This is a genomic window from Fodinibius roseus, assembly GCF_900129315.1.
GTDB lineage: Bacteria > Bacteroidota > Rhodothermia > Balneolales > Balneolaceae > Fodinibius > Fodinibius roseus.
The window spans coordinates 234,301-248,131 of the sequence record NZ_FQUS01000001.1; the positions used below are offsets into that span (position 1 = coordinate 234,301).

Consider the following 13,831-nt stretch of genomic DNA (forward strand, 5'->3'; position numbering starts at 1 on the left):
TGGTCAGGCTCGTTCGGCGAGTTCAAACCAGCGCTCCGTTTGGGTTTCGATTTCTTCTTTCAGTTCGGCGTACCGGCTTGACTGCTCCAGCAGTTCCTCGTGACCCAGTTCACCACTGCTGATTTGTGACTCCAGGGCTTCTTTCTTTGATTCGAGCTTTTCGATCTGCTCTTCCAGCTTCCGGTATTCCCTGCGTTCGGTGTAACTGAGTCCCTCGCTACCGGACGATTCGTTCGTTTTCTCCCGGTCCGGCGACACCGTTTTCTTTTGGTCACTGCGTCGTCTGGCGCGTGCCTTGGCTTCGCGTTTTTTTCGCTGTTCCCGGTATTCCACGTAGGTACCGTGATGGTCGCGAATCTCCCCGTCCCCCTCAAATACAAAATAGTGCTCCACAAGCTTATCCATAAAAAAGCGATCGTGGGAGACAAGGATCAGGCAGCCTTCGAAGTCGAGCAGAAATTCCTCCAGCTTATTGAGGGTGAGCAGGTCCAGGTCGTTGGTCGGCTCGTCGAGGATCAGAAAATTCGGATTCTGAATGAGCACCAACATCAGGCTAAGCCGCTTTTTTTCACCCCCGCTGAGCTTTCTCACCGGAGTATACTGCATCTCGGAAGTAAACATGAAATGCTCCAGAAACTGTGAAGCGGAAATCTTTTTCCCGCTTGAAAGCTTGATGACTTTAGCTACGTCTTCAATCACATCGATCGCCCGCTGGTCTTCGTCAAAAATGAGTCCTTCCTGCCGGTAATGGCCGAATACGATAGTTTCTCCCGTCCGTATCTTTCCTGAATCGATCGGCTCCTCCCCCGTAAGCAGTTTGAGGAAGGTGCTCTTTCCGGCGCCGTTTTTCCCGATTATGCCGATCCGCTCGCCTTTCTCAAAGTCATAATAAAAACTGTCGAGAATAGTCTCGTCCCCATAGCTTTTGGATACATTGATCAATTCCAGGATCTTGCCACCCATCCGGTGCATATCCATCTGTAGGCGCAGTTCGGGTCCCTCGGGACCCCTGTCGGTCTTGTCCTGAAGCTCTTCAAAGTCATCGATGCGCGATTTGGATTTTGTCGTCCGCGCCTTGGGGGAGCGCCGCATCCACTGCAGCTCCTTTTTATAAAGCTGGTTGGCCTTGTGCATTTTTTTTCGCTCGATTTCCTGCCGTTCCGCCCGTTTTTCAAGGAAATATTGATAATTCCCATCGTGGTGGTATATTTTGCCGTCTTCCAGCTCTATAATGTGATTGCATACGCGATCCAGGAAGTAGCGGTCGTGCGTGACCATCAGCAGCGTTTTGGTACTCGTTTTCAGGTACTCTTCGAGCCACTCGATCATATCCACATCCAGGTGGTTGGTCGGCTCGTCGAGGATCAAAAAATCCGGATCGTCCAGCAATACAAAGGCCAGCGCCACCCGCTTTCGCTGTCCCCCCGAAAGCGTGGCAATGGACTGGTCCAGGTCATGGATATCCAGCTTGCCGAGAATCTGCTCCATTCGCTGCTCGTAATCCCAGGCGTCGGCCGCCTCCATGGCAGCCGCGGCTTTTTCGAACGCCTTCCGGGTTTCCTCATTGTAATTTTCAGCCTGCTCCCGGGCTGCTTTTTCATACTGCTGGATGAGCTGAACCATCCTGTTGTCGCTTTGAGCAATGTAGGAGCGGATGGTCTTGCCCTCATCCAGCTGTGGATCCTGTTCGAGGAAGCCGATGCTGACGTCGTTCTGGATCATCACCTTGCCGGCATCCGGGGTTTCCTTCCCGGCCAATATCTTCAGCAAGGTAGACTTTCCCGTACCGTTTTCAGCGATCAGGGCGGTTTTATCCCCCTTTGAAATACCAAAGGAGAGATCCTCAAACAGTACCTTAATGCCGTAGTTCTTGGCCAGGTTTTCAGTTGACAGGTAGGTCATGAATCGTTTTTGACAAGATTATTAAAGGTGAACGTCCCGGATGCGGGGATAAGATAAGAAAAGTAATACGGACTCACAGCCTTTTCGTCGGACCTGATCTTGCGGACCATGATTTGTCTGTGGATTGCCGGAATGAGCACTGGCCCCGGATTGAACGGACGGGTCAGTTTCCTGTTGGCTTATATGACAGAATACCGTTACTTTCACTAATCATCTATTTTTAACATACTGATTCATTGGCGGTTCGTCCCGCTGCAGGCGGGACGTTAAAAGGGAATCCGGTGACCTGTCCCACATAGGGAATAGGTAGTCCGGAGCAGTCCCCGCTGCTGTAAGCTCCTGATTAACCCGTATTTCTCACTACTATTAATTACTTGGTGAGGAACCGGGCCAACGCTTTCAATCCTTCGATACCACTGTCCCGCTACTATCGGGACGGGAAGGTTGTTGAAAGTGGAGCAAGCCAGAAGACCTGCCGGCAATGATGATGGAAAAGCTTTCGGGAGAAAAGCTGTACCGATGTCAATAAGGCGATCTTTTTTTCAACATACCTATTATACTATACGTATCTGTGCAGCCCTTTTGTCCACCGCTCTGCTTGCGGCGGGCTGCCAGTCATCCGCTTCCAAGGAACAGCCAAACGTCCCCGAGGCCGACGCGGAAATCGTTGATTTTACTCACAAGGCAGAGGCTGACTATGCCGAGGGATTTCACATCAGCTATCATGACAACTACAAGCTTCTGGAAATTATCAATCCTTTTCAGGACCGGGTGGACACGCTGCGCTATTCCTTGGTACCAAGGGGTATAGCAGATCAAGTTAATGTAAAAAATACCCGGGAAATCCCTATTCCGGTCCGCACCCTGGTCGCCACTTCCACCACCCATGTCGCTCTCACGGACATGCTCAACGCCAATGAAACGATTACCGGGATGGTGGGCGCCGATTACATCTATACCCCGGAGGTCCGCCGGCGAATAGAGGAGGGGATCATAACCGGCTTCCCGGAGGGGGAGCTAAATAAGGAAAAGGTGCTTGCTCTCGATCCCGATCTGCTTATGATTTCAGGGGGACAATCGTCACAGTTTGATAATTACCGCGTGCTGATGGATTCCGGTATCGATCTGCTGGTAAATTCCGAATGGCTGGAGACGACCCCGTTGGGCAAGGCGGAATGGGTCAAGGTGATGGCGGCGCTGCTGAACAAAGAAAAGCTGGCCAACGAAAAATTCGACGCCGTAGCCCGGCGATATAATCACCTCAAGGCAGCGGTTGATACGGTAGAGGATAAACCGACGACGATCAATAACATGCCATACAAGGGTGCCTGGTTTGTCCCGGGCGGGGAGAGCTTTACTGCCCGGTTTCTCAGGGACGCAGGAGCTGATTACCCGTGGTATGATTCCGGGGAGACCGGGGGACTCCGGAAAGCTTTCGAGGTGGTGTACCGGCAGGGACTGGAAGCCGATGTCTGGCTGCATCCCGGGACCGCAAAAACAAAAGAGGATATTTTAGCCAAAGATGAGCGCTTCCGCGATTTTAAATCATTCCGGACCGGGAAAATCTATCATAACTACCGGCGCTCCACCCCGTCGGGTGCGAATGATTTTTGGGAATCGGGGGTCGTGCGTCCCGACCTTGTACTGGCTGATCTGGTCAAAATTTTCCATCCTGAAATCGCAGGTAATCATAACTTTTACTATTACGGCAACGTTGAGTGATGACTGATCAGCCAAAGGATCATAACAGGTCGTATCGTACGGGGATCCGTCCCCTGTACTTTTTACTGCTGGGGGCCGGGGTCGCCGGGCTGTTCCTGTTAAACCTGGCGCTCGGCTCGGTGGATATCCCGCTTCCCGATATTCTGCGTATATTGTGGGGGGGAGAAGTACAGGAGCCGGCGTGGCAAAAGATTCTGATCAATATCCGCCTTCCCCGCGCAGTTACCGCTATCCTGGCCGGCAGCGCGCTTTCCGTGGCGGGACTCCTTATGCAGACGCTGTTTCGCAACCCGCTGGCCGGCCCCTCAGTGCTGGGCATCACGGCGGGAGCGAGTCTCGGCGTAGCGGTCGTGATGTTAGCCGGCGGGACGATCACGACTATTTTTGCGATCCGTGAATTGACCGCATTGGGAAGCTGGCTCATTATTTTAGCGGCAAGTATCGGATCGGCAGCGGTATTATTGCTTATCCTGCTTATCTCCGTAAGGGTCCGGGATAACGTGACGCTACTTATTATCGGTTTGATGGTCGGCAATATGACCATCGCTCTTGTGAGTATCTGGCAGTATTTCAGCCGGCCGGAACAGATACAGGACTACCTGATATGGACGTTCGGCAGCCTGGGCGGGGTACCGCTCGGTCAGCTTTGGATGTTGGGGGCCATAACGCTCGCGGGGGGAGGCATGGCCATGATACTGTCAAAATCACTCAACGGGCTGTTGCTGGGCGAAAACTATGCGCGCAGCATGGGCCTGTCCGTTTCCAGGGCCCGGCTCTGGATCATCGTAAGCACCAGCTTGCTGGCGGGGGGCATCACGGCTTTTTGCGGGCCTATCGGATTTGTCGGGATCGCCGTTCCCCATTTGACTCGATCGCTGCTGGGCACAAACGAGCATCGCGTGCTCGTTCCCGGAACCCTCTTGATGGGAGCGATGCTGCTGCTGGGCTGTGATGTCATCGCCCAGATGCCGGGTTCCACGGCGACCCTGCCCATCAGCGCGGTCACTTCGATGGTGGGCTCCCCGGTGGTTATATGGGTGATTATTCAACGCAAAAACCTGCAGGCTTCCTTCTGATGCATAACCCTGATTCCATTATATCGACCCGGGATCTGGAGATCGGCTTCCCGGCGCGGGGACGACGTCGTCCCTCCACCACCACCGTGGCCCGCCATATTGATGTGTCGCTGCACAGGGGAGCGGTTGTTTGCCTGCTGGGGCCCAACGGGTCGGGGAAATCAACGCTCATCCGTACGCTTGCCGGACTGCACGCTCCATTGAGCGGAGCGATCCACCTGTCGGGGGAAGAAATAGGCCGCCTTTCTATCAGGGAGATCTCCCGGGAGCTGAGTACGGTGCTGACCGATCGTCTTACGATCGGTAATTTGAGCGTCTATGAGCTGGTGGCTTTCGGACGTTTGCCCTACACTGGCTGGTTCGGCTCCCTGGACCGAAAAGATGAAGAAAAAGTAGCCTGGGCTATCGAATCCACGGGTATCGAATCCTTTGTCGACCGTGACGTGCTGCATCTGAGCGACGGTGAGCGTCAGAAGGTGATGATCGCCCGGGCGCTGGCGCAGGATACCTCCGCCATCTTGCTGGATGAGCCCACGGCTCACCTGGACCTGCCCAACCGGGTGGCGATCATACGCCTGCTGCGCCGTTTGGCCCACGACACACGGAAGGCAGTTTTGCTGTCGACCCATGAGCTGGATCTCGCTCTTAAAGCGGCCGACTCGCTGTGGCTTATTGACCGGCAGGGCAGGGTGGTCACCGGCACGCCCGAGGACCTGGTGCTGGACGGTACGTTTGAAGCTGTCTTTGCACAGGACAGCTTCGATTTCGACCGCGCCACCGGATCGTTCAGGCTTCACGAACCTTCCAAAGGGCCGATCTGCCTGCATGGGGCTGCCGAGGGCGTCTTTTGGACGCGACGGGCCCTGGAGCGCTCCGGCTACCGGGTTTCAGAATCGGATGGTACAGCCCTCAGGGTGAAGGTACAGCCAACAGCGGAGGGATTCCGGTGGGATATCAGCTGCGAAGAGGAGCACTATACCTGCGATTCGGTCCGGGATTTGATTAATAAATTGGGGAAGTTAGAGTCTTGATTTTTTTATGATCCTTTTGGATCAAGCCAAAAGGATCTATAAAAACCGTGCCTTTCTTTTTATCAGGAAAGCCCCTACTTTACGAGCGCTCTTTGAAATAGTGTATTGGTTTTCCGTCCCCCCCGGCGACTGTCGGCTCCGGGATGGAATGAAAAGGGAATTCCGTGCCCCGTCAGATGCTGACGTTTATCATAGATATGACGGGAAATCGGAAGCTGTACCCGCAACTGTAAATCCATTGCTACGCTGTCTCCAACCTTTTGCCACTGTCCCGGTAACCGGGATGGGAAGGCCGGACAGCAGGATGAGCCAGAAGACCTGCCAAACGATCCTATTTCTTGAGAAACTTTCGGGAGTTAAAGTTTCTGCGAGGATTTTATGACCATCTTACACTTATATTATTATTTATATAGAAAAAAACAGATCAGCGTAGCTGTACTATGCTGCATTGCCCTGTTTGTATATGCATGCCAACCTGCGCAGGCACAAACGCAAACGATAGCGGATACGCTTGAACTGGAGGAAGTGGAAGTTGTGGCCACGCGTATCGATCAGCCGATGAAGTACCAGCCTACCGCCGTAGAAGTAATCGATTCGACCCGTCTGAGCTTATTGCACGCCCAATCCATTGGCGATATCCTCGCGTCACAGTCCTCACTGTTTATAAAGAATAACGGGCCGGGCGGGATGGCAACCGCTTCGCAGCGGGGACTCTCATCCGAGCAGATCCAGGTGTTGTGGGAGGGAATTCCGATAAACAGTCCCACGATCGGGCAAACAGATCTTTCCCTGCTGCCGACCAGTTTCTTTTCCAATATTCAGGTAAGTTCCGGGACGCCCAGCACCGCCTTCGGCGGCGGGAGTTTATCCGGGGCCCTCTATCTCTCTTCAGATTGGGAAGAGAGTCGTCATTTTTCCGCCCGGCAATGTGGCGGCTCGTTCGGACAGTGGCAATCGTCCCTGCAGGGAGGCTATACCACCGAAGACCTGCAGGTTTCGATCCGTGGATTATACGACTACGCCGAGAATGATTTTGAATATTATAACCGGGGGTACGACCGGGTTGAAAAGCGACAGCACAATCGCAGCGAGCGTTATAATATGATGGCTTCTGTAGGAGAAAAAACCGGGGCGGGGGAGTGGAAATCCGTCTTCTGGGCGGCCGACAGCGATAACCAAATTCCGGGCAATATATTGAATACCAACAGCCGGGCCCGGCAGGAAGATCAGGCAGTCCGATGGCTCAGTACATACCGACATAGCTGGGGAGATACCGAACTCGAGCTAAAGAATTTCCTGGGCCGAAGCGCATTGAACTATTTTGATCGCGGGATTAATACCCGAAGCTTTACGACTACCCGGCGCTGGTTGATCAGTTCAAACATCAAGCACACATTGAGTGAATATGTTGAGCTTAAGGGAGAGCTAAGTGGAGAACTAACGGGAGTAGAAACCAATAACTATAATTCCCTGAAAACGCGTCAGCAGTTCAGTGCCTTGACCAATCCGGAAGTTACGTTCTTTGACCGGCGGCTGCGTCTGTATCCGGCATTACGGCTGGATGTTTATAGTGATTTTGGAACAGTATTGAGCCCTTCATTAGGGGTGAATTACGAATTGCTAACCAATCGGCTGTTTGTCCGGGGACAGCTGAGCCGGGATTTCAATCCCCCTACGTTCAATGCTCTGTACTGGGGACAGGGGGGCAATCCGGATTTGAAAGCGGAGCGGAGCAACAGTGCCGAAGCGGGAGTCACCCTTACGCCCCGCCGGTTTTTGGGCTTGTCTTCCGTTAAATTAACAGGCTACTACAGTGAGATTGATCATGGTATCCGGTGGTTTCCGGGAAATGACGGCATATATATCCCGTCCAATGTAGAGCAGCTGACCACCCAGGGGATAGAGGCATATATAAAAAATAGTTTTTTAATGCCCGGAAATTGGCACCTGCAGCTCGATCAATCCGGCAGCCTGAATCGGACCGAAATAACTGAACCCCGTTTTGACGGCGACGCGGCTGTGGGTCACCAGGTGCGCTATGTTCCCCAGTGGAAGTATAAAGCCTCGTTGAGCGTGGATAAAGGGATAGCCAGGGTACTTTTGCAATACCGGTGGGTTGGTCGCCGCTATACCACCGATACCGAGGATTTCAGTTCCTCCCTGGATCCCTATCAGGTACTGGATGCCACCCTGCAGCTCCGCCGGAGGTATGGGGATATCACCTTCAAAGCCCGGGCGGGCATCAAAAACCTGCTCGACAGGAATTATGAAATCATACAGTGGTACGCGATGCCACAACGGAATGTCACTTTTTCCCTAACAGCAACTTATCAATTATAATTTATTTTTAGATACCTTATCATGAAACAACGATTTATACGTTCCCTCTCTCTATTGGTAGTTACCTTTCTTATCGGTTCCTGTGTGGATGGGGGGAATAATCCCGACCCATTAGAACTCTCCTCTGTCTATGTCACGAATGAAGGAAACTTCAATGATAGCGATGGTTCATTGACGAGTTATGACCCTGAATCGGGAAGTACCCTTAAAAAAGCGTTCGGAAATGCCAATGGCCGTCCCCTGGCCGGCATCATCCAATCCGCTAAAATAGCCGGGGAGCATATCTTTATGGTATTGAACAATGCTAATAAGATTGAAGTCGCGGAAGTCGAGTCGCTGGAAAGCGTGGCAACGATTGAGCTCTCGACTACTCCCACTGATTTTGAGATTATAAATAACCAGACAGGCTATGTCAGCAACCTGTATGATGGCAGTGTTACGGTGGTTGACCTGGAAAACTTTGAAGAAACCGATCAAAGGATATCCGTGGGATCACAACCGTGGTCGATTTTTCGTATGAATAACCTGGCGTTTGTCGCAAACAAGGGGGCGGGCAATGACAATACGATCTCCGTAATAAATACGACCAGTCATACGGTCGATCATACTATTGAAGCGGGGCCCGGCCCCCAGGATATCAGTGTAGATATGGCCGGCCGACTCTGGGTGGTTTGCAACGGGTTGATCGCTTATGATGAGAACTGGGAGCGGGATCCTGCCAATGATAAGCCCGGAAGCGTCTATCTTATTGATGGAAGCAGCGCTACGGTAATCGACTCCATTGAAACCGGGGGACACCCTACCGGGATTGCACTGGATAATGACAATGCGAAGGCCTATTTACTGAATGACGGGATATCCGTGATTGATATGAATACGTTGTCGGTCGAGGAAGAACCGTTTACTTCACGTTCTTTCAGTGCCATTGGCTACCTGCCTACCCAGGAGCGCTTGTATGTCGGGGACAGCAGGGGATACAGCCAGGATGGACAGGCGTTGATTTATGACCAGCAGGGCACGGCCGTGGATTCCTTTAACGTCGGTATCGCTCCCAATGGATTTCATTTTGTCGTGAATTAACAAAACCCTTTATGCGGTTATAAATAAAACCAGACCTGACAGGATGATGATTCCTGTCAGCGTTTCTATGAATACAACGCTTTTAGGCTCTGCTGATGCTAAGAGGTTATTTATAAGTCAACCGCACAACGCGTTAATATAATACGGCTGTCCGTTAGGAAAGTAGATAATTTTTAAAATATTATAGCAAATTTCCCCGACTTGTCACGATTTCTATATAAATTATTATTCGAAAGGGCAGGTTTTCAAAATTTGTCCTTTCTTATTTTTGAGCAGTCCAAGATTTAAGCAAAGTTTCAGAGCTATCAAAATATTTTTGTTTTTGCTTGGGGTATGAAGTTTTTTTCAATATGGTTTTCTTTGGCTGGTCCTCATCCTTACCCCGTAACCAGGAAGGCGCTCAGGATCTTCTTCCTTCCGTGTCGTCGAGCAACATGTTTTCAAACATGATCCTCTTTATTCATAACAAGAGCACTTAGCTGCGGTGAATGTACTGCGGGCCCGGCAGGCTACCGCCGGGAGTCGGCCGTTGAAATAGGGCATACTTAAAGACAGAATGAGAGTTATCCACATCACAAAAAGCAGGGATCCCCAGGTTTTGCCGGAAAGAAGATCTGCAGGCGAATCAATTGTGGATAACTACCCGGTTTTGTGGAAAAGTATTTCAGTTTTTGCTTGTACCGGAGCACAAGTCCTTTATATTTTATAGAAGGCAAAAGAGCCAAGTTATTGTTATTGCTTTTACCCGAAAGGCCTATCCAAGTAAAAATATTAGTCAAGGAACCAGTTATATGAAATTTACACGTTTTTATACTCAGGAAGAGTGGGAGACCCCCTTTGAAAATATGACATTCGAGAGCCGGAAATCAGAGATCAAGAATCCGGATGGATCACTGGTATTCTCCATGGAGAATGTGATCGTCCCCAAGTCCTGGTCGCAGGTATCCACGGATGTTATTGCGCAGAAATATTTCCGCAAGGCCGGGGTCCCGAAGAAAACCAGGAAAGTTAAAGAGAAAGGTGTCCCGGAGTGGCTACAGCGATCAGAGCCCGATGAGAAGGCTATGAAGGATATCGATGAAGAAGAGCGATACGGCGGCGAGAACGACAGCCATCAGGTGTTCCATCGCCTGGCGGGCTGCTGGACCTACTGGGGCTGGAAGCACGATTACTTTGACTCCGAAAAAGATGCGAAGGTTTTCTACGATGAGCTGCGTTATATGCTTGCCAACCAGATGGCGGCTCCCAACAGTCCCCAGTGGTTTAATACCGGCCTGCACTGGGCCTACGGCATTAACGGTCCGTCACAGGGACACTATTATGTGGACGGCAAGACGGGCGAGCTCACAAAGTCGGATGACGCCTACAGCCACCCCCAGCCTCATGCCTGCTTTATCCAGAGTATTGATGACAACCTGGTCAACGAGGGCGGTATCATGGATCTTTGGGTCCGCGAAGCACGTCTCTTCAAATACGGCTCGGGGACGGGCAGCAACTTTTCCAAAATTCGCGGAGAAGGAGAGCCGCTGAGCGGGGGAGGGAAGTCCTCCGGACTTATGAGTTTTCTGAAGATCGGGGACAAGGCCGCCGGGGCGATTAAATCGGGCGGGACCACCCGCCGGGCCGCCAAGATGGTTACCCTCGATCTCGACCATCCCGATATTGAAGAATATGTGAACTGGAAGGTTCGCGAGGAGCAAAAGGTGGCCTCGATGGTTGCGGGATCTAAAATTCTGGAGAAGCATCTTAAGAAAATTATCAAGCTCTGCAACAAGCCAGTGGAAATTGACGGGCGTACCTTTAACGGGGCGGTCAGCCGCGACCCGTTGAAAAACAAAGAGCTCGGAAAAGCCATTAAAGAGGCCAAGGAAGACCAGGTACCGCTCAATTATATTGAACGGGTGGTACAGCTGGCATCACAGGGCTTCACCGACCTGAAATTCGATACCTACGATACGGACTGGGATTCAGAGGCCTACCGCACGGTAAGCGGACAGAATTCCAATAATTCGGTTCGTATTCCCAACAAGTTTATGAAGGCCGTCAAGGATGACGGCGAGTGGAACCTCTACTGGAGAACGGAGAAGCGTAAAGCCAAGGAAGAGGGCCGTGAGCCGAAGCCGTGCAAAACCATGCCGGCGCGTGAACTCTGGGATGAAATTTCCAACGCGGCCTGGGCTTGCGCCGACCCGGGAGCGCAGTATCACGATACCATTAACGAATGGCATACGTGCCCCGAAGACGGACCGATCAACGGGAGTAATCCCTGCTCGGAATACATGTTCCTGGACAACACGGCCTGTAACCTGGCTTCCCTCAACCTGATGAAGTATTTCAAAACAGACGAGTGCAAGGAGTTTGATGTGGAAGCACTCCGGAATGCCTCGCGGCTCTGGACTGTCGTGCTGGAGATCTCCGTACTGATGGCCCAGTTCCCCTCCAGGGAAATAGCGGATCTTTCGTACAAGTATCGCACGCTGGGGCTGGGATATGCCAACATCGGGGCGGCGCTGATGGTCCGGGGCGTCCCCTACGACAGTCCCGAAGGATGCGCGATTGCCGGGGGGCTGACCAGCCTTATCCATATGAATGCCTATGCCACCAGCGCGGAAATGGCGAGTGAGCTGGGCACCTTCGAGCGATACGAAGCCAACAAAGAGCATATGCTGCGGGTGGTGCGCAATCACAAGCGGGCGGCTTTTAATGTCGATCCCGACGAATATGAGGGACTGACCGTCAAGCCGATGGGCATTGATGCAAACCAGTGTCCCGATAACCTGCTGAAGGCAGCGCGCAAGGATTCCGAGAAAGCCGTGAAGATGGGTGAGAAGCATGGCTATCGCAATGCACAGGTAACGGTTATCGCCCCGACCGGCACCATCGGACTGGTCATGGACTGCGACACCACGGGTATAGAGCCTGATTTTGCGCTTGTGAAGTTTAAGAAGCTGGCCGGTGGCGGGTATTTCAAGATCATCAACCAGTGCGTCCCCAAAGCACTCGAAAATCTGGGATACGCTCCCAGGGAGCGCCAGGAGATCATCGATTACGCCAAAGGTCACGGTGAGCTGGAGGGCTGCCCGCATATCAATGAAGAGAGCCTGCGCGAGAAAGGCTTCGGAGATGCCCAGTTGGAGGCGATCAAAGAAGCGCTGCCAAGCAGTTTCGATATCAAATTCGCCTTTAACCAGTTTACGCTGGGCGAGGATTTTTGTGAGCAGGAACTGGGACTGGAGGAGGAGCAGCTGGCCGATCCGCAGTTTAACATGCTGAAGTATCTCGGCTACTCGCAGCGGGAGATCCAGGAAGCGAACGATTACGTGTGCGGGACCATGACCGTGGAAGGAGCGCCGCACCTGAAAGACGAGCACCTGCCGGTCTTCGACTGCGCCAATCGGTGCGGGCGAATCGGGACGCGCTACATTAAGCCCGGGGGACACATCCGGATGATGGCCGCCGCGCAGCCGTTTATTTCGGGAGCGATTTCCAAGACAATTAACCTGCCGAATGAAGCGACCGTGGAAGACTTCAAGGATGCGTATATGGATTCCTGGGAGCTGATGCTGAAAGCCAACGCCCTCTATCGCGACGGCTCGAAATTAAGTCAGCCGCTGAACAGCCTCAGCGATGTCTTTGAGGAACTGGAAGACGAAGAGGACCTGGAAGAGACAGCGGAGGCACAGGACAAAGTGGTGGAGTCGGCCGAAAAAATCATCCACAAGTATGTGGCCAACCGCCAGCGGCTGCCAAGCCGGCGGACCGGTTACACGCAGAAAGTGAAAATCGGGGGACAGAGTGTCTACCTGCGGACGGGTGAATATGAGAATGGTCAGCTGGGTGAAATCTTCATTGATATGCACCGCGAGGGGGCCGCATTCCGCAGCCTCACCAATTGCTTTGCCATTGCGATCTCGCTCGGCCTGCAGCACGGCGTGCCGCTGGAGGAGTTCGTGGATGCCTTCACCTTCACCAAGTTCGAACCCAGCGGGATGGTCAACGGAAGTCCGCATATTAGAATGACGACATCCGTTATTGATTACATCTTCCGGGAGCTGGCCGTGACGTACCTCGGCCGGGATGACCTGGCGCATGTCCCTGCCGACGATATTATGTCGCGTAAACTGCGTCCCTCTGAAGAGGCCGAACAAGCCCGCGAGAAAGCAAAAAGGGTAGACCCGACGCAGAAGAAAAAGCCTGATTCCACCAATCAAAATCAGCCGGAAACCGTCACTCAGGCACAATCTGCAAAGCAGGCCCGGACGGCCGCTGATGATGACAGTTACCAGAGCGACTACGAGAAGGCTAAGGAGATGGGCTACACCGGCGATTCGTGTCCTGAGTGCGGAAGCATGACGATGGTACGCAACGGCACCTGCCAGAAGTGCATCACCTGCGGCTCGACGACGGGGTGCTCGTAAGTTGAAGTAAACTTAAATTTCCGAGAGCCCGCTGTGAGCAATCATGGCGGGCTTTTTTATTCTATAACCACAAAGAATCCACCCGGTAATTAAGATTTTTAGAATAATTTTTTATGCGTAAGGGCGGATTTTTAACACTTGCCCTTTCTTATTTTTGAGCAGCATAAGATTTTAGAAAACTTTCGAAGCTCTCCTACCTCCTTTTTTCTCCCTCTTTTAAGGCAAATTATCCGCATTTTCCTTTCGTTTTAAAAAGGAATAA

The 13,831-nt window shown here is 52.2% G+C and carries 7 protein-coding genes and 2 riboswitches; of the genes, 6 read left to right on the forward strand and 1 reads right to left on the reverse strand.

Annotation, left to right across the window (positions count from 1 at the left end):
* Positions 1-3: 3 nt before the first annotated feature.
* The gene (locus BUB16_RS00940; protein WP_073058939.1) at positions 4-1,902 is read right to left on the reverse strand and encodes an ABC-F family ATP-binding cassette domain-containing protein; all 1,899 of its coding nucleotides are present in this window, start codon (positions 1,900-1,902) and stop codon (positions 4-6) included.
* Between the two features lie 223 nt (positions 1,903-2,125).
* Positions 2,126-2,396: riboswitch (cobalamin riboswitch) on the forward strand.
* Between the two features lie 25 nt (positions 2,397-2,421).
* Here BUB16_RS00940 and BUB16_RS21020 point away from each other — a divergent pair.
* The 6 genes from BUB16_RS21020 (at position 2,422) to BUB16_RS00970 (ending at position 13,569) form a co-directional block, all read left to right on the forward strand.
* Positions 2,422-3,624 carry an ABC transporter substrate-binding protein gene (locus BUB16_RS21020; protein WP_084087955.1) on the forward strand — a complete coding sequence of 401 codons (1,203 nt, stop codon included), beginning with the start codon at positions 2,422-2,424 and terminating at the stop codon, positions 3,622-3,624.
* Entirely contained in the window at positions 3,624-4,700 is a 1,077-nt protein-coding gene (locus tag BUB16_RS00950; RefSeq protein ID WP_073058940.1) for an iron ABC transporter permease, read from the forward strand. Before BUB16_RS21020 ends, BUB16_RS00950 begins: the two co-directional genes overlap by 1 nt.
* Positions 4,700-5,731: an ABC transporter ATP-binding protein gene (locus BUB16_RS00955; RefSeq protein ID WP_073058941.1), complete on the forward strand. Its 1,032-nt coding sequence runs from the start codon at positions 4,700-4,702 to the stop codon at positions 5,729-5,731. The genes BUB16_RS00950 and BUB16_RS00955 overlap by 1 nt, the downstream gene beginning before the upstream one ends.
* Positions 5,732-5,820: 89 nt before the next feature.
* A riboswitch (cobalamin riboswitch) is annotated at positions 5,821-6,071 on the forward strand.
* A gap of 38 nt (positions 6,072-6,109) precedes the next feature.
* Entirely contained in the window at positions 6,110-8,071 is a 1,962-nt protein-coding gene (locus BUB16_RS00960) for a TonB-dependent receptor plug domain-containing protein (protein ID WP_073058942.1), read from the forward strand.
* Positions 8,072-8,092: 21 nt separating this feature from the next.
* Entirely contained in the window at positions 8,093-9,151 is a 1,059-nt protein-coding gene (locus BUB16_RS00965; protein WP_139240133.1) for a YncE family protein, read from the forward strand.
* A gap of 791 nt (positions 9,152-9,942) precedes the next feature.
* Positions 9,943-13,569: a vitamin B12-dependent ribonucleotide reductase gene (locus tag BUB16_RS00970; protein WP_073058944.1), complete on the forward strand. Its 3,627-nt coding sequence runs from the start codon at positions 9,943-9,945 to the stop codon at positions 13,567-13,569.
* Positions 13,570-13,831: the final 262 nt, after the last annotated feature.

Excerpts from the sequence above, each read along its gene's own strand:
- BUB16_RS00950 (WP_073058940.1), top strand. The coding sequence starts at position 3,624 with ATGACTGATCAGCCAAAGGATCATAACAGGTCGTATCGTACGGGGATC.
- BUB16_RS00960 (WP_073058942.1), top strand. The coding sequence starts at position 6,110 with ATGACCATCTTACACTTATATTATTATTTATATAGAAAAAAACAGATC.
- BUB16_RS00970 (WP_073058944.1), top strand. The coding sequence starts at position 9,943 with ATGAAATTTACACGTTTTTATACTCAGGAAGAGTGGGAGACCCCCTTT.
- BUB16_RS00965 (WP_139240133.1), top strand. The coding sequence starts at position 8,093 with ATGAAACAACGATTTATACGTTCCCTCTCTCTATTGGTAGTTACCTTT.
- BUB16_RS00940 (WP_073058939.1), bottom strand. The coding sequence starts at position 1,902 with ATGACCTACCTGTCAACTGAAAACCTGGCCAAGAACTACGGCATTAAG.
- BUB16_RS00955 (WP_073058941.1), top strand. The coding sequence starts at position 4,700 with ATGCATAACCCTGATTCCATTATATCGACCCGGGATCTGGAGATCGGC.
- BUB16_RS21020 (WP_084087955.1), top strand. The coding sequence starts at position 2,422 with ATGTCAATAAGGCGATCTTTTTTTCAACATACCTATTATACTATACGT.